Source organism: Pirellulales bacterium (assembly GCA_035546535.1).
GTDB lineage: Bacteria > Planctomycetota > Planctomycetia > Pirellulales > JACPPG01 > JACPPG01.
In genome coordinates this window covers 1-16453 of record DASZWQ010000164.1, presented here as the reverse complement: position 1 = coordinate 16453, position 16453 = coordinate 1, and the positions used below count along the sequence as shown (strand labels likewise).

General features: G+C 61.7%; 14 protein-coding genes. 11 read left to right on the top strand and 3 right to left on the bottom strand.

The window, feature by feature from the left end; all coding sequences use genetic code 11:
* Positions 1 to 15 precede the first annotated feature (15 nt).
* Complete coding sequence (locus VHD36_19545; protein HVU89532.1) at positions 16 to 975, bottom strand: TIM barrel protein; 960 nt, start codon at positions 973 to 975, stop codon at positions 16 to 18.
* A 169-nt stretch (positions 976 to 1144) separates the two neighbouring features.
* Entirely contained in the window at positions 1145 to 2269 is a 1125-nt protein-coding gene (locus tag VHD36_19540; GenBank protein HVU89531.1) for a hypothetical protein, read from the bottom strand.
* A gap of 311 nt (positions 2270 to 2580) precedes the next feature.
* On the opposite strand from VHD36_19540, the gene VHD36_19535 reads away from it, so the two are divergent.
* The 9 genes from VHD36_19535 to VHD36_19495 all read left to right on the top strand — a co-directional run bounded on the left by VHD36_19535 (position 2581) and on the right by VHD36_19495 (position 9650).
* A complete protein-coding gene (locus VHD36_19535) occupies positions 2581 to 3588 on the top strand; it encodes a sulfate ABC transporter substrate-binding protein (protein ID HVU89530.1) in 1008 nt (335 codons plus the stop codon).
* A gap of 91 nt (positions 3589 to 3679) precedes the next feature.
* Positions 3680 to 4504, top strand: coding sequence for a sulfate ABC transporter permease subunit CysT (gene cysT / locus VHD36_19530; GenBank protein HVU89529.1), 825 nt, complete (start codon positions 3680 to 3682; stop codon positions 4502 to 4504).
* Positions 4497 to 5549, top strand: coding sequence for a sulfate ABC transporter permease subunit CysW (gene cysW / locus VHD36_19525; GenBank protein ID HVU89528.1), 1053 nt, complete (start codon positions 4497 to 4499; stop codon positions 5547 to 5549). Before cysT ends, cysW begins: the two co-directional genes overlap by 8 nt.
* Entirely contained in the window at positions 5546 to 6622 is a 1077-nt protein-coding gene (locus tag VHD36_19520; GenBank protein ID HVU89527.1) for a sulfate/molybdate ABC transporter ATP-binding protein, read from the top strand. The genes cysW and VHD36_19520 overlap by 4 nt, the downstream gene beginning before the upstream one ends.
* Positions 6623 to 6659: 37 nt before the next feature.
* Positions 6660 to 6941: a YezD family protein gene (locus tag VHD36_19515; protein HVU89526.1), complete on the top strand. Its 282-nt coding sequence runs from the start codon at positions 6660 to 6662 to the stop codon at positions 6939 to 6941.
* Positions 6942 to 7060: 119 nt separating this feature from the next.
* A complete protein-coding gene (locus VHD36_19510; protein HVU89525.1) occupies positions 7061 to 7402 on the top strand; it encodes a BON domain-containing protein in 342 nt (113 codons plus the stop codon).
* Positions 7399 to 7866, top strand: a complete 468-nt coding sequence (locus VHD36_19505) for a hypothetical protein (protein ID HVU89524.1) — start codon at positions 7399 to 7401, stop codon at positions 7864 to 7866. The genes VHD36_19510 and VHD36_19505 overlap by 4 nt, the downstream gene beginning before the upstream one ends.
* Before the next feature lie 78 nt (positions 7867 to 7944).
* Positions 7945 to 9060 carry a DUF1559 domain-containing protein gene (locus tag VHD36_19500; GenBank protein ID HVU89523.1) on the top strand — a complete coding sequence of 372 codons (1116 nt, stop codon included), beginning with the start codon at positions 7945 to 7947 and terminating at the stop codon, positions 9058 to 9060.
* A gap of 356 nt (positions 9061 to 9416) precedes the next feature.
* On the top strand, positions 9417 to 9650 hold the full coding sequence (locus VHD36_19495) for a hypothetical protein (GenBank protein HVU89522.1): 234 nt from the start codon (positions 9417 to 9419) through the stop codon (positions 9648 to 9650).
* A 30-nt stretch (positions 9651 to 9680) separates the two neighbouring features.
* Here VHD36_19495 and VHD36_19490 read toward each other — a convergent pair whose 3' ends face one another.
* A complete protein-coding gene (locus VHD36_19490; protein ID HVU89521.1) occupies positions 9681 to 11105 on the bottom strand; it encodes a DUF1501 domain-containing protein in 1425 nt (474 codons plus the stop codon).
* 205 nt (positions 11106 to 11310) lie between these two features.
* Here VHD36_19490 and VHD36_19485 point away from each other — a divergent pair, with 205 nt between their 5' ends.
* Together VHD36_19485 and VHD36_19480 are read left to right on the top strand one after the other, a co-directional pair.
* Positions 11311 to 14430 (top strand): hypothetical protein, encoded by a 3120-nt coding sequence (locus tag VHD36_19485; GenBank protein HVU89520.1) that lies wholly within the window; start codon positions 11311 to 11313, stop codon positions 14428 to 14430.
* A complete protein-coding gene (locus tag VHD36_19480; protein ID HVU89519.1) occupies positions 14427 to 16433 on the top strand; it encodes a hypothetical protein in 2007 nt (668 codons plus the stop codon). Before VHD36_19485 ends, VHD36_19480 begins: the two co-directional genes overlap by 4 nt.
* Positions 16434 to 16453 lie beyond the last annotated feature (20 nt).

Genomic DNA, 16453 nt, shown 5'->3' with positions numbered 1-16453 from the left:
TTTTTTTCCGCTCTTTCACACGTCGCACAGGCGGACGCCCCGGCGCAACGCGCCGATTTTGTCCGTGCCCAGCGGGATGTACTCCTGGCCGACGTAACCTTGGTAGCCGGTGTCGACGATCGCCTGCATCACGGCCGGATAATTGATCTCTTGCATCACGTCCAGATCGTTGCGGCCGGGCACCCCGGCCGTGTGGTAATGGCCAATGTAATCCTTGAATTGACGAATGCGCGTGATCACGTCGCCCTGCATGATCTGCGTGTGATAGATATCGAAGAGGATCTTCATCCGCGGCGAGCCGATGCGGTCACACACCTCCACGGCCCATTCGACGCGATCGCATTGATAGTCGGGGTGCCCTTTCATTTCAATGTCGACGCGGGTATTGAGCGGCTCGATGCACAAGTTCACGCCGCGCTTCTCGGCGAGCGGCAGGATTTTTTTCAAGCCTGCCACCGTGTTTTTAATCCCTTCTTCATCGCTAAGTCCCTGGCGCATGCCGGAAAAGGTAATTACGCTGGGAAAGCCGGCGGCGGCCGTGGCTTCGATGGCCGAGGTTAATTTCTCGATGCACTCGGCGTGGTGCTCGGTATGATTCAGGCCGCGCACGAAGCCGTGGCTGGGGGTCATCGCGCAGACCAGTCCATATTTTTTCAAGATGGGCCAATCCTCGGGCGCCACGATTTCGACCGATTTCAATCCCAGCGCCGCCGCGGCCCGGGCCAGCTCCTCGAGGGGCATAGGGTTAAAGCACCACTGCACGACCGACTGTTTGACGCGGCCCTTTTCGATTTTCCAACTTGGGTCGTCCGCTGCTGCCACGGCCGGCGTGGCAGCTTGCGCGCCCAGCGCCGCCGCCGCCGCAACGCCCGACGCCGCCGAGAGCGACAGCCAGCTGCGCCGCGATAAGGCTGTCGAGCGTCTCGGCTGGCCGAACATGGCGGCGAAGGACGATAGTGATCGGGCACGCGACATGGGAAGGTCTCCGAAGATAGGCTGTGCTGCGTCACGGACAGGGCGTTTCGGCCAAGAATAAGAGGGCCGATGGCGCGGAGCAAGCAATCAGCAGGCCCGTCCACTCAGAGTTCCGGCCTTGCCGAGGGCGGCCAGAGACGACAAAACGCCGAGTACGGACCAGCGAGCGTTATAAATCTTGCCGGTAGATGCGATAGCGCTTGTAGATCTTGCCGCCGACGTCGGTGTCGAACCGGTTGATGTCCTTATTGTCCTCGAGATTCCAGCCCAATTCGAGGAACGACGATCGCTTGCGCGGATCGCGCAGCACGCGATTGCAATAATCGAAGGCTACCAGCGGCAGTCCCAACTTCCGGTACTGTTCCTTGAAGCCGAACACCGTTCCGCGCCAGCCGTGCCTGCGCCGGCCGAAAAGCAACATCTTCGCCAGCCCGATCGGACCGATGCGGCCGTTGAACAGCTTCAGGATCGGATTGATGTCGGGGAGTATCACTGCCAGGCCGGCAGGATCGTCGCCGTGATAGATGAAGAAGACCAGGTCGAGATCGGCGAAGCGCTGCAGATTGCGCCCCATCTCGTTGATCTCGTCGTCGGTCATGGGGACAAAGCCCCAACTGCGCTCCCAAGATGCGTGATAGATCTCTTTGATCAGCGCCATCTCGCCGGCATAGTTCCGCTTGTCGGCGCAGCGCAGCGAGATGTTGTTGCGCTTCACGATCACCTTTGCCAGTCGCTCGGTGCGCTCGGCCGGGAAATCATTGGGACCGATGTAGAAGGCGAGTAAGTCCTTCTCCTTGGCAAAGCCGGTCGATTCGATCAACTCGTTGTAGTACGGCAAGTTCCAAGGCATCATCACGACGGGAGGATGCTCGAACCCATCGATCAGTGCGCCGATCTCGTAGTTCGTCGAAGGGTTCAGCGGTCCACGAACGAAAGACATCTTCTTGTCGCGGGCGAAGCTTCGCGCCGCGTCGAACAGCGCCGCCGCGGCCTCCGAATCGTTGAAGCACTCGAAGAAGCCGAACGCCCCCATGCGCTCTTCGTGGAAGCGGTTGTAGTTGGGGTCCACGATCGCGGCGATCCGGCCCACCGTCTTCCCATGGCGTCGAGCGAGGAACAATTCGCGCTCGGCGAATTTCCAAAACGGGTGCTTGTCGCGGTCGAGAATGTGCCGCACCTCCGACTTTAGAGGCGGCACCCAATTCGAGTTACGCGGATAGATCGACCAGGGCAAGTCGATGAACGCGCGCAGATCCGCAGCGTTCGTAACCGGGGCAACTTCAATTCCCGCCATCCTTCGACTTCCTGGATTCGAAAGGGAGTCCGATCGTACCACATTCCAGCCCGCTCGCTCGGCATTTCCCGCTGCCAGGGCCGGCGTTGGTCCATAAAGCTTCCAGGCCGAGGTGCATAAAGGGGGCCGTCGTTGCCTTTACCGACAAAATCGGCGCGACCAGCTTGACAAACAGCACTGAAATGACGATAGTTATCATCATAATCATGTTAGTAATGATTATGCGATATAGCGCAAGCAATTGCAAAATAGAGACTTAGGAAAAACACTGCCGCGACAATGCGTCGCAAGGAACGTGAGAACTGGGCCCCATGAGACTGCGAAAAGTCATCTCCATCGTGATCTTGGCGATCGCCGCCGGCTGCTCCGGGGAGGCCGGCCAGGTCGAGCTGCTACACGTTTCGTACGATCCGACGCGGGAACTCTTCGAGGCGGTAAACGAGAAGTTCGCTCCCGCGTACAACGCGCAGAACACGCCGAAGATTTCGATCAAGCAGTCTCATGGCGGTTCCGGTAGCCAGGCGCGCAGCGTGATCGACGGGCTCGAGGCGGACATCGTGTCCCTGCCGCTGTGGTCGGATGTCGATGCGATCAGCAAGAAGGGGCTGATCGACGCCCATTGGGAAGAGCGGCTGCCCAATAACTCGCTGCCGTACTTCTCGACAATCGTTTTCGTGGTGCGGCAAGGCAATCCGAAGCAGATCAAGGATTGGCCGGACCTGGTACGCGGCGACGTTTCAGTCATTACCCCCAGCCCGAAGACCTCGGGCAACGGCAAGCTGTCGTTTCTAGCCGCGTGGGGCAGCGTCTTGCTCCGCGGCGGCTCGCGTGACGACGCCACGAAGTATGTGACCGAACTCTACAAGCGCGTGCCAGTCCTCGATTCCGGCGCCCGAGGCGCGACGACAACGTTTGCCCAAAAAGAAATCGGCGACGTTCATCTGACCTGGGAGAACGAGGCCTGGCTGGAAGTGCGCGAGTCGGGCAACAAATTGGAAATCATTTATCCGCCGTTGAGCATTCGCGCCGAGCCGAAAGTCGCGGTCGTCGACGCTAACGTCAAGCGCCATGCGACCGACAAGGCTGCCCAAGCCTATTTGGAGTTTCTATTCACGCCCCAGGGGCAAGAGATCGCGGCCGAGCACTATTACCGCCCGATCGACGTCGACGTTCTTGCCAAGCACGCTCAGGACTTTCCACCACTCGAACTGTTCACGATCGAGAAGATCGCGCCGGGCTGGGGCGAGGCGATTACGGAGTTCTTCGCGGACGGCGCCGTGTTCGACCAGATCTACGAGGCGGCCGCCAAGGGTAAGTAGGCCCGTATAGCCCCGCGAGCATTTTCGCCCGCAATCCACAACCATTCCAATCCACAATTCTGGCCGGAAGGATCGAGAGCCGGAACCAACGATGGCTGACAATAATCGCAAGGTGCTCCCTGGTTTCCGCCTGAGCTTGGGGTTCACGATTGTATACCTCGGGGCGATGGTGCTGGTGCCACTGGCGGCGTGCGCGATCAAAGCCAGTTCGTTGTCGCCCGAGGAGTTCTGGTCCGCAGTGTGGACGCCGCGGGCCCGCGCCGCCTACGGCCTCACGATCGGCGCGAGCGTGGTGTCGGCGATCGTCGACAGCGCGCTCGGCTTGTTGATCGCCTGGGTGCTGGTTCGTTACGAGTTTCCCGGCAAGCGGCTGCTCGACTCGATCGTCGACGTCCCCTTCGCCTTGCCCACCGCCGTGGCGGGGCTCGTCTATTCAAGCCTGTATGTGCCCAATGGCTGGTTAGGACAATATCTGACGCCGCTGGGGATTCACGCCGCATACACCCGCCTGGCCGTGGTACTGGTGCTGGTCTTCATCGGCTTGCCCTTCGTCGTGCGGGCGCTGCAGCCGGTCCTGGAAAGCCTGGAGGCCGAAGCCGAAGAGGCCGCGGCGCTACTGGGCGCGTCGCGCTGGCAGACTTTCCGCTGGGTGATCATTCCGCTGGTGCTGCCGGCGCTGGTGACCGGTTTCTCATTGTCCCTCGCCCGGGCGCTGGGCGAATACGGTTCGGTCGTGTTCGTCTCGGCGAACAAGCCGTTTCAGACCGAGATCGCGCCGATGCTGATCGTGGCGCGGCTCGAGTCGTTTGCCTATAGCGAGGCGACGGCGATCGCCGTGGTGCTCTTGGCCATGTCTTTTTCGCTCCTGGTCGTGATCAACGTTCTGGAGCGTTGGAGCAAGCGGCACTATGCATAACCCCACGCAACTTACGAATGTCCGCGAAGGATCGGCCCGCGCCGATCATCCGCTGGTCCGCTGGACCCTGATCGCGCTGGCCCTGGGCGTGGTGGGCATGCTCGTGATCATCCCGGTGGTCAACGTCTTTACGCAGGCGTTCTCGGGCGGCTGGAAGCTTTACTGGCACAGCCTGTTTGTCGATCGCGACACGCGGCATGCGATCTTGCTGACGCTGATCGTGGCGCCCATTTCGGTCGCGGTGAATACCGTGTTCGGCGTCGCGGCGGCCTGGGCGATCGCTCGCTTCCGTTTCCCCGGTCGCACGCTGCTCACTACGTTGATTGACTTGCCGTTTTCGGTCTCGCCGGTCGTGGCGGGCCTGTCGATCGTGCTGATTTTCGGATTGCAGGGATATCTCGGTCCCTGGCTGCGCGAGCATGACTTCAAGGTGATCTTTGCGCTGCCGGGTTTGATCCTGGCCACCACCTTCGTGACGTTGCCATTCGTCGCGCGGGAACTGATTCCCGTGATGGAAGCGATCGGGGCGGACGAGGAAGTCGCGGCCGTCAGCCTGGGAGCCAGCGCCTGGCAAACGTTCTGGTACGTCACGCTGCCGAATATCAAGTGGGGGCTGCTCTACGGCGTGGTGCTGTGCAACGCCCGCGCCATGGGAGAATTCGGCGCCGTGTACGTGGTGTCGGGCCACATCGCGGGGCGGACCGAGACCATGCCGCTGCGGGTGGAGAAGCTTTTTCAGGAATACAACACGCCGGGCTCGTTCTCTCTTGCGTCGCTACTGACGCTTTTGGCCCTGGTGACGCTGATCGCCAAGGTGGCGATCGAACGCAAGACGCGCGCCCAACTGCGCGAAGCAACCGCGCCTCCGGCCGGCGGCGAAGAAGAAGTTAGTAGCGTTACGGTCGGGACTGCCGTCGGCGAGCCCGCCGCGGTGGCTATTGCGGCACCTCGCCATCAGCCTCGTTCGTTCGTCGAAATTTCACACCGGCGCGGAATTGCGTCGCGTCCTGTCGCGGCCCGCCGGGCTGCAGGAAATCAAGGATGAGTATCAAAGTCGACAACGTGAACAAGCGCTTCGGGAGCTTCACGGCACTCGATGCCGTTAGCGTCGAAGCCGAAGGGGGCGCGCTCACGGCCCTTTTGGGCCCGTCGGGTTCGGGCAAGACCACGCTCTTGCGGGTCATTGCCGGACTCGAATCGGCTGACTCGGGCACGATCTATTACGAGAACGAAGACGTCACCGCCCAATCGGCGCGCGAACGAAACATCGGTTTCGTCTTTCAGCATTATGCCTTGTTCCGGCACATGACCGTCTTCGACAACGTGGCCTTCGGATTGAAGGTTCGCGGCTGGTCGAAGCAGAAGGCGCAACAGCGCGTTCGCGAGCTCTTGTCGCTCGTGCGGCTCGAGGCACTCGAACGACGTTTTCCTGCGCAACTTTCCGGCGGTCAACGGCAGCGCGTGGCGCTGGTGCGAGCTTTGGCCATCGAGCCCAAGGTGCTGTTGCTCGACGAGCCGTTCGGGGCGCTGGATGCCAAGGTGCGACAAGAGCTGCGCCAATGGCTGCGCCGCCTACACGACGAAATCCGCGTGACGAGCATCTTCGTCACGCACGATCAGGAAGAGGCCTTCGAAGTGGCCGACAAGGTCGTGGTGATGCACGCCGGCCGCGTCGAACAAGAGGGAACGCCCGAAGAAGTCTTCGAGCATCCGGCCAACGCTTTCGTGATGGATTTCCTCGGTAATGTCAATGTGTTTCATGGCCGGCTGCAAAACGGTCGGGCGCATGCCGGTGGCTTGGAACTCGAGTATCCCGACTATCCGCACGACCAGGCGGTTCCCGCCACGCTATACGTTCGCCCACACGAGCTGGACCTCGATCACAGGGCCGACGGTCCCAGCAGCTTGCGGGTGCGCGTCGATCGCGTGAATGCCGCCGGCAGCGTGGCCAAGGTCTTTGTCCACTCGGAGGAACTCGGCGTGGGCCTGCACGTCGAGCTGAGCGCCGAGCGCTATGCCGACCTGAATGTGAAGGCCGGCGACTCGTTGTACGTCTCGCCGCGGCGCGTGCGCGTCTTTGTACCGGACGGTGCTGATGTGCCGGAATACGTGATTTAAACCCGAGCGTAATCTGCCCAGCAAAGGAATTTCAATCGTGAGTGATTTGCCCTGTCAATTGATCGAGAAGCACGCGGTCGTGCCGGTCAGGAATGGGACAATCAACAACCTTGCGGGAAACGTGGTTATGGAAGAGCACAGAGTTGACGCCACGACATTGACGCCTCGGGTCGATGCGCGTGTGGACCAGGTCTTGACGCAAGTGCGGCAAGCTTTGTCCGGACTGCAATACGGTCAGATTACAATCACGGTCCAGGACGGCGTGGTGATCCAGATCGAGCGGATCGAGCGCGTGCGACTCGCCCGCAGCTCGAAATGACGAGCAAGCGATAGAGCAAAACCTTTGACGGGAGACGAACGTGTTCCGCTACTGTAAACCGCAATTTCTGTTCACTCGCCCATCACATCGAATCGTTCACGCGCCAGGAATTGCGAATCATGATTCAGATCAACGAAGATTTCGAACCGAACAGCGACTCTGAAATCGAGCAAAACGTACGAGCCTTCTTGGAAGGATGCAACATGCCAGCGCTGCGACGTCTGGCCGTCTCGGTTTCAGCAGGCACGGTAACTTTACGCGGACAGGTGAGGACGTTTTACGAGCGTCAACTGACGCAACAATGCCTGCGGCGCATCGCAGGCGTGCGACAACTCATCGATCGGACGGTCGTGAACCGTGACCGTAATGATCTGGTTCCAGGGGTGACAAGTGTTGCCGAGAACTCGGCGCCAGGTCCTGCACCTTACGTCGAAAAAGCATGGGGAGTATGCGGATCATGAAAGAAATGGTTGAACAAAAAGTGGGGAAGCCGTTTGCTTCGCGATCGTTGGCGGCCCTGTGTCTATTCACGTTCGCTGGCGCGCTCATCATGGGTTGCGGTCAATCGGCGCCGCCGCGGGCCACTGTGTACCCGGTGCAAGGCAAGGTTGAGTTGAACGGTAAGCCGACCCCCGGGGCCGTCGTCGTGTTGCATCCGAAGGGGAACGCCGAGATTCCTGCGGCACGAGCCGAAGTGAAACCGGATGGCACCTTCGAGGTCGGAACCTATGCCGTGGCCGACGGCGCGCCTGAGGGGGACTATGTGGCCACGATCGAGTGGTTCAAACCAGTGCTCAAGAAGGACGACTACGTGATGGGCCCAAATCTGGTTCCCAAGCAATACTCGGCGCCACAAACTTCGAAGCTCGAAGTTCACGTAGCCGCCCAGCCCAACCAGCTACCCACCTTCAAGCTCAAGCGCTAGCGCCGTTTTTTTTGTTGGCCGCGCTGGCACCGAACGAACTTTCCCATTCAAAAAAATCAGTCGACACGGAGAATGAAGATGATTCGCAGCAGTCACGCGACGCGGAAAGGATTCACGCTGGTCGAGCTACTGGTGGTAATCGCCATCATCGGCATCTTGATCGGTCTCTTATTGCCAGCCGTGCAGGCGGCCCGCGAGGCCGCGCGGCGCACGCAATGCACCAATAACCTCAAGCAGTTGGGCCTGGCGATTCAGAATTTCCACGACACGAAAGGTTATTTGCCGACGGCCATTCGTCCTCCCGTCGGTGCCCGCCTGGCACTATACACCGTGGTCCTTCCGTACATGGAAGGGGGCAATCTGGTCAATAGCTACAACACCGCGCTTAACTGGGACGATCAATCGACTGCCTGGCCCGCTAATAATCTGTACGTTGCCTCACAGATCATTCCAAACCTGAACTGCCCGTCCACGGCGGCGGACATCGACCGTTGGGATTCCGACCCGCAGGCGTCATCACTGCCGTCGGGCTACGGTACCGGCTCGCCGAATCCCGTGCAGGTGAAGTGCTCCGATTACGGCGCCACCACCGGCGTGGCGACTCAGTTAGCGACGACCCTCTCGGCGAGCGGTACGCCCCTTGTGCAGTATGCCGGGCCAGGCATGATGCCGCAGGTCGATCCTACGCTAACCACGATTCCGCCGTCGAATGGTCAACAAAAAATCTCGCCGAGACTGACCGACGTTACGGACGGGCTTTCGAACACGATTGCCTTGGCCGAATCTGCCGGCCGTCCGTTCGTCTATCGCAAAAGTGGATTGTTCGGTACAGACCAGACCGTGAACCGCGTGAATGGTGGCGGTTGGGCTCGTGCGGCCAACGACTTTGCTATCGAAGGTTCGAATCCCGACGGCACGTTCAACCCGAGTGCTCTGTCCGCGGGCAGTCCGCCGGCAGGAAGCTGCGGTATTAATTGCACCAACGGGCAGGACATCGGCGTTGTAAACGGCGGCAAGACTCCCTGGCCCTATTACAACACCGAGGGCACCGGCGAAGTGTTTTCGTTCCACACCTCGGGCGCCAACGCGCTATTCGGCGACGGATCGGTGCACTTCCTCAATGAATCGCTGCCGATCAACATCTTGGCCGCGCTGGTAACACGCAGCCAGGGCGAGGTCACGCCCGCCTATTAATCGGTGCATGCCACCGTACTGGCCGACGAACTCACGAAAAAGCCCCGGGCACCGGCCCGGGGCTTTTTGTTGGTAACGAAGGAGATCGGCCGGTCGCTTTTGACGCACGCCCGTAATTTGCGTCCCTGGAAACAGGACGGCGCCGTAAGAGGCGTGGCACCCGGTAAGAGGGGGGCACTTTAACGGATGTGTCGGGACGGAATTCGTCACGTCGGAAAAACCGGAAAAATTGCCGATGCTACTATTGAAAGCATGGTAAAGTTACGATAGTATGTTTATCGAGTTAGTAGTGATTCAAGGATATCAACGCTAAACGCCCTGCTTCCCGGGTGTAAAAGACAAGGACATTCGCTGCCATGCATGCCAATCGCTTTACCCAGATGTTCTCGGACCAAGGCCCCGAAACAGCGGCCCAGCCCCAGCGAGGCGTTCCGATTGGCTTTGCCCTCTGCCCGGTCTTCGTCATGCAGTTTCCGGCACAGCAGCAAGTGAACCCCTTCCAGGAATTGTATCGCCAGGCCTATGAGCAGGCGCAGGCCAAAGCCCGGATCTCGGCGCTCGAAAAGCGATTCTTCTCAGTCTGGAACTAGCGCCCGCCAAGAATGCGAGTCCGCGTAGCGCTACATCATCAAGCGATGGATGGGCGTACCCGGGCAAACGACCAGCGGCCGTCCCTGCTGATCGTGCAGTTCCTGGTGAGGGTTTACGCCCAGCAAATGATACGCGGTCGCTACCAGGTCGACAGGAGCGACGGGATCGGCCGCTGGATACGCGGCGTGCTTGTCCGAGGCGCCATAGACTTGCCCGCCCCGGATTCCGCCGCCGGCCAGCACCGTGGAGAAGCAGCCGGGCCAGTGATCGCGACCATCTCTTCCTGCGCCGGCGTCGCTGTTGCGCTGTCCGATGCGCGGTGTCCGGCCGAACTCGCCGGTCCAGATCACGAGCGTTTCGTCCAATAGGCCGCGCGACGTCAGATCGTCGAGCAGCGCGGAGAAAGCCTGGTCGGCCGGTGGCATCAATCGCTCGCGCAGGTCGACAAAATTGCGATTGTGCGTGTCCCAATAAACGCTGACGTTCTTCTGTCCGTCATTGGGCCAAAACACGGTCACCAGCGGCACGCCGCGCTCGACCAGACGCCGCGCCTGCAGCACGCTCTGGCCATGCGGATTTCGCCCGTAGCGATCGCGCAGCTCGGGCGCTTCGCGCGAGAGATCAAAAGCATCGCCGCCAGTTGCCGAATCCAAAAGTTCGAACGCCTTGCGATAATGCCCGTCGAAAACGCCCAGGGCGGCGTCGCGCTCCAGCCGCTCGCGCAAGCTTTGATTCACCGCGCCCAGCAGTCGACGGCGATCGTCGAAGCGACCGACCGAGACTTCGGCCGGTAATTCGAAATCGCCGACGTGATAGTCGTCACGACTGGGATCGGCATCGATCGTTAGTGGGTCATAGCTTTGCCCTAGCCAGCCGGCGAACTGCCCATGGCTCTCTTCAACGAAGCGCGGTACCTCGTTCGGCAGCTTGGGGCGCATCGACACAAACGGTGGTAGCGGCCCGCGACCGCGCCCCAGGCGCGCGAGCACAGCGCCGATGTGTGGCCAGTCGCTGCGCAGCTTGCCGTCGGTGGGCGACGGCGCGCCGGTGAGCAAAAAACTCGTGGCCGTGGTGTGATCGACGTTCGTATGCGTCATCGAACGCACGATGGCCAACTTATCGGTCCGCTGGGCCAGTTGCGGAAAATGCTCGCTGATCTCGATGCCCGGAACGCGCGTGGCAATCGGCTGAAATTCGCCGCGAATATCGGCCGGCGCGTTCGGTTTCAGGTCCCAGGTCTCTTGCTGCGCCGGGCCACCCCACATGAAAAGCAGGATGCAGCTTTTGGCGCGGCCAAATGTTGCGTCGCTGACGGCAGACGACTCCCCTTGCGTGCGGCCGCAAAAGAGGCCCGGCAGCGATAGGCCCAACAGCCCCAGGCTTCCGGCGCGCAGCACCTCGCGGCGGTTGGGATGGGTAGCCGTCAGGTAATTCGTGCAGGCGGAATGCGTCATGGGCGGGCCGACGTGTGTCGTGGGGGCGAAAAATCGCGTGCCTTCGATTCTATCCGCAGCGCGGGACGTCACGAAAGTCTGCGGTCACTTGCCGGCGGATGGCCGGTTTCTTTCGGGCAACTCGCAGCTTAGACTGGAACCGTTTGCTGCCCTCCCGGGAGCCTCACCCGCACCGACCGCTGTTTCCAGCCCCTCCGCATTGCCGATGATCAGTGATCCACAATATGGCCCGCCGGGCACTACGGTCCGGCCGGGAAGTTGGCGCTTTTGTCCTTTGGTGATGCTCCTTGGCATCGCGATTGTCGTCGGCGCGCTCGTATCGCGCGCCGTCGCCGACGAGAACGACGAAGACGCCTGGCCGATGCGATTGCCCGGCCTGATCGCGCGCTTTGCACATCCGGAATCGGGTGTCGAGTTCACGCGTTACGAGGCCGCGCCGGCACTGCTCTTGTCCGGGGAGGAATCACCCGACCCGCGATTGCCCGCCAACGGCTGGCAAGTGATCTATCGCGGCGTGATCGAAAGCCTGCGTCCGGGCAAGTATCGGTTCGACGCCCAGTTGACCGGCAAGGCCGAGCTTTCGATCGGCAAGGAGCGCATCACGTTCGGCAACGCATCCGACCGATCCACAGGCAACACGGCGTCGCAGGAAGTGGAACTGCCGCTGGGACTGAGCCGATTGGAAGTGAGCTATGAACCGGCGCCTGGTCGACCGGCACAACTACAGCTCTACTGGCAGTCCGAGAGTTTCGAGCGCGAGCCGCTGCCGTCGCGCTCGCTGGGCCACGAAGCGAAGGATCCGCTGCCGGGCGATACGTTCCGGCAGGCGCACCTGGCGATCGAGGACCACAATTGCGTGGCGTGTCATCGGCCCAACGACCAATTGCCGCTCTCCCAGCAACTCGCGAAACGTCCGGCGCCACGGCTGACCGGTGCGGGCGCGCGAATTAAAGCCGGTTGGATTTATCACTGGCTGGCCAAGCCCGCGGCGCTGCGGCCCGAGGCGGTCATGCCGGAGCTTTTTGCTTCCGACCAGCGCGGCGATGTTGAGCGATTCGCCGTCGCCACGTTTCTCGCCGGTCAGGGTGGGCCGATTGCGATCGTGCCTGACGCGCCGGCCGAAGTCATGCAGCAAACGGCGGCCGAGGGAGGGCAATTGTTCGCGCGCCTCGGCTGCGCCGTCTGTCACGAGCGGCAGGGAGATCGTCCGCCGCGCGTGACTCTGCGTGCTTTGGCCCACAAGACGACGCCCGAGGCGATTGAAGCTTTCTTGCAAAAGCCTGATGCCGTGGCCCCGGCCGGTCGGATGCCGACGTTTACGCTCGGCAAATTGGACAAGCGTCAGTTAGCGCTCTACGTGATGACGCTCGATCGGGACGCGGCCGGCGCGCTTGAGTTGCCCGCGGCTCCAGCGGCTGAGCTGGTGACGTCTGCCTACGCTGCCTATGAGGCGGACGAAGCGAATCGCGTTAAATTCGCGGCGCTTCCGCAGGACGAACAATTGTCGACGCTGGCGCAGGCAGTGATGCGCTCGCGCCATTGTGTCGCCTGTCACGAATTCAAGCCGAGCGGAGAGTCGCGCGCCTGGGAACCGACGGCCAGTCAGCGCGATTTTCTGGCGATTGCCAAGAAGACCACTGGCGGGTGCATGGCCGAAAGCGGGCACATCGCGACAGGCGACTCCGCCGCGATCCCGCGATTCGGCGGCTCGCTCGACCGCGCGATGGTGCGGACATTTCTGCGCGACGCGATCAAGGCCCCGGCCACTAGAGCGCCGGCAGACGAAGCTGCCCTGGCCCTGGCCCGTTTCAACTGCACGGCCTGTCACGAGCGCGATGGTCACGGCGGCCTGACGCCTGAGTACATCAATCGACTCGGTAGCGGCGAAGACGGCGCGAGCGAACTGGTTACGCCACCGTCGTTGACGCAGGTCACGGCGAAGCTGACCGAGCGAGCACTGCGAGGCGTACTGGAGGCAGACGAACGTTCGCGCCCGTGGATGTCGTTGCAGATGCCGCGGTTCGGCAAGGCGCGCGTGGTCGACCTGCCGGTGCAACTTGCCGCGATCGATGCCATGAAACTTGAGGCCGACGTGCCGGAGAAGCCCGCCGTTAAAGAGGCCGACGCCGACGAACCGCCCGACACTCCGCTGGCAGAATCCGGCCGCACGCTTGTTGGCAGTCGTGGATTCGGATGCACGAAATGTCACGACATGTTGGGCGTTCCCTCGACCGGAACGCGTGGACCGGATCTGGCGAACGTCCCCGGCCGCATTCGTCATCCCTGGTATCTGCGCTGGATCCACGACCCGCAGCGTATCCAGCAGGGAACACGCATGCCGACGATTTTTCTCAATGGCGAAAGCCCCTACAAGGACGTGCTCGGCGGCGATCCTGACCAGCAGCGCGAAGCGATCTGGAAATACTTGACGCTGGCCAAAAGCTTACCGCCGCCGGAAGGGCTGGAAGAAAAGAAGCTGCAAACGCTCGCCACCGGCAATCGGCCGATCGTGATTCGCACGTTCCTGCCCGGCACGACGCCGCGCGGCATGGCGGTTCGTTTCCCGAATAACGTGCACGCCGCCTTCGATGCACAAATGGGGCGCGTCGCTTTCGCCTGGAGCGGTGAGTTCCTCGATCTAGGGCCGGTCTGGAACGGACGCGGCGGGCACGAGGCGCATGTGCTGGGCAAAATCTTCTGGAACGCTCCGCCCGGTTGTCCTTGGGAAGTGACCGCGACCGATTCCATAGCGCCCACCTTTGCGGGCCGGAGCGGTGACCCTGCACTGGGCGCGCTGGTGAAAGACAGCAAGCTGCATTTCAACCGGGTTTCGCTGGCCGGGTATTCGGTCGATGACCAGGCGACCACGCTGCGTTACCGGCTGGCGCTCGAAGCCGGCGGGCCGGCCACATTCACCGAACGCGTGAGCACGATCAATAACTCGGCAGGAGTCGGGATCGCCCGCGATTTGAAAGTCGCTGCACCCCCGGCTTCGGACGTCTGGCTGTTCACGGCCGAGTCAGAAAGCGCGCCGCAGTGGATTGCCGGTACTAATTCGGGCACGCTAGCGGCAGATACACCCCGGGTGGCCTCGGACGGCGGGATTCGTATCGACCAGCAAGGACACCCGCTCTTGCTGCGATTGCGGGCTTCGTCAGGCCCCGCGCAGTGGGTCGTGCACAAGAACGGCGAGCGCTGGCATCTGCTGCTTAAGCTTGCGCCAGCTGCCGCGGCGGGCGAGCGTTCGGCAACGCTCACGATTTGCGCCGCGCAAGATAATCAGCCCGACGCCTGGCAGCGGCTCGTGGCGGAGGAATTGAAATGAGATTTAGCATCGCGCGCGTAGCATCCCTGGTGGCGATCGCATGGACAATCGCTTACACCGCCGCTGCAAGCCACTTGGCGCGCGCACAAGATCAGCTCGTCTACGTGAAAAAGGATTCGCGCGAGGCGACGCGTCAGGCTTCCTTGGAAGCCAGCGGCGCGATTCGCTGGCCCAGCACGTGGCAATTGATCGGTCCGTTCGACAACACCGACGGTAGCGGGCTCGACAAGGTCTACCCGCCCGAGCAGGAAATCAAGCTCGACGCCACCTACGAAGGTAAAGGGGAAAAAGCCCGCTGGCGCGGCGTCAATCTGCGCGACGGCTTACGTGTCAGCCTGGCGCGATTCAAAACGTCCGACGATTGTCTCTGCTATGTGTATCGCAAGGTCGAAAGCCCGAAGGCGATGAAGGTCCAGGTGTCGATCGGCAGCGAAAACAAGGTGGTCGGCTGGCTCAACGGCACGCCGATCATCTTCACGGGCGCCGGCACGCGCGTGGCCATGGAGCAGGATACGGCCACGCTCGATTTGCGCGAGGGAGCGAACGACCTGTTGATCAAAGTGGCGCATCGCAAAGACAAGTGGAATTTTTATTTCAATCCGCTCGTCGCGGCGCGCTTTCAAGTCAAACTCGACCGCCTGTTGGATCGCGACTTTCCACCCAAGGGCGAGGCCGAGCACTATCGCATCGAAAGCTTGCCGCTTGCTTCGGACACGCTGATCGAAGTCGGCGGCCTGGCGTTCCGTCCTGACGGCAAGTTGTACGTGGCCACCCGGCGCGGCGACATCTGGCTGGTCAGCAACCCCACGGCTGAAAACGTCGATGAAATCAGCTGGAAGCGATTCGCCGTCGGCCTGCACGAGCCGCTCGGGATCTTGCCCGAGGGCAACCATTCGCTGTACGTCATGCAGCGCCCGGAAATGACGGTACTGCGCGACACGAACGAAGATGACGTCGCCGATGAGTACGACACGGTCTGCGATCGCTTCGGCATCTCGGGAAATTACCACGAATTTGCTTACGGACCCGTGCGCAACGGCGCGGGCGATTTTTTCGGCACGCTCAATCTCGGCTTCAGCCCGCCGCTGTCGGAAGTGCCGTTCCGCGGCTGCGTGATAAAAATCGATCGCGGCGGCGGCATCGTCCCATGGGCGTTTGGCTTGCGCAGCCCCAACGGCGTGGCCTTCGATCCGGCCGGGCGGCTGTTCTATACGGACAACCAGGGCGAATACATCCCCGTCTGCAAGTTGCAAGAGGTTCGTCAGGGGGAGTTCTACGGCCACAAGGCGAGTTTGCCCTGGATGCCGAACGTGCCTGCGGGCGAAACGCCGGAGGTAATTCAACCGGCCATCTGGTTCCCGCTCGCGGTGGCGCGATCGACGGCCGAGCCCGTGTGGGACACGACGGACGGACGCTTCGGCCCTTTCGCGGGTCAGTGCCTGGTCGCTGAATTGACGAACTCGCTGATCCTGCGTTGCACGCTCGAAGAAGTGAAGGGACGCTGGCAAGGCGCCTGCATCGGCTTTCGCAGCGGCTTTCAGTCGGGCGTTAATCGGCTGGTCTTTGCGCCGGACGGCACGCTCTTCGTCGGCGAGACCAACCGCGGTTGGGGGTCGCTCGGCGGTCAAACGCACGGCTTGCAGCGCGTGTTGTACACGGGCAACGTGCCGTTCGAAATCCTGTCGATGAACGTCACGCCCGAGGGCTGGGATCTGAAATTCACACGGCCCATCGACAAATCAAAGGCAGCCGACCCGGCGCACTGGTTCCTCGAGTCGTACACGTATCACTACTGGGATACGTACGGCTCGCCGGAAATCGAGCGGCGCGAGAATAAAATCGAGGCGATACACACGGCCGAGGACGGGTTGTCGGCGCGACTGATCGTGCCCGAGCGCGACCTGCGCCGTGTGTACCACCTGCAATTGAAGGATATGTCGAGCGCCGACGGGGCGAAGCTGTTGCACCCCGACGCGTACTACACGCTCAACGAGCTACCGTAGCCGCGCGTTACTTGCCGCGA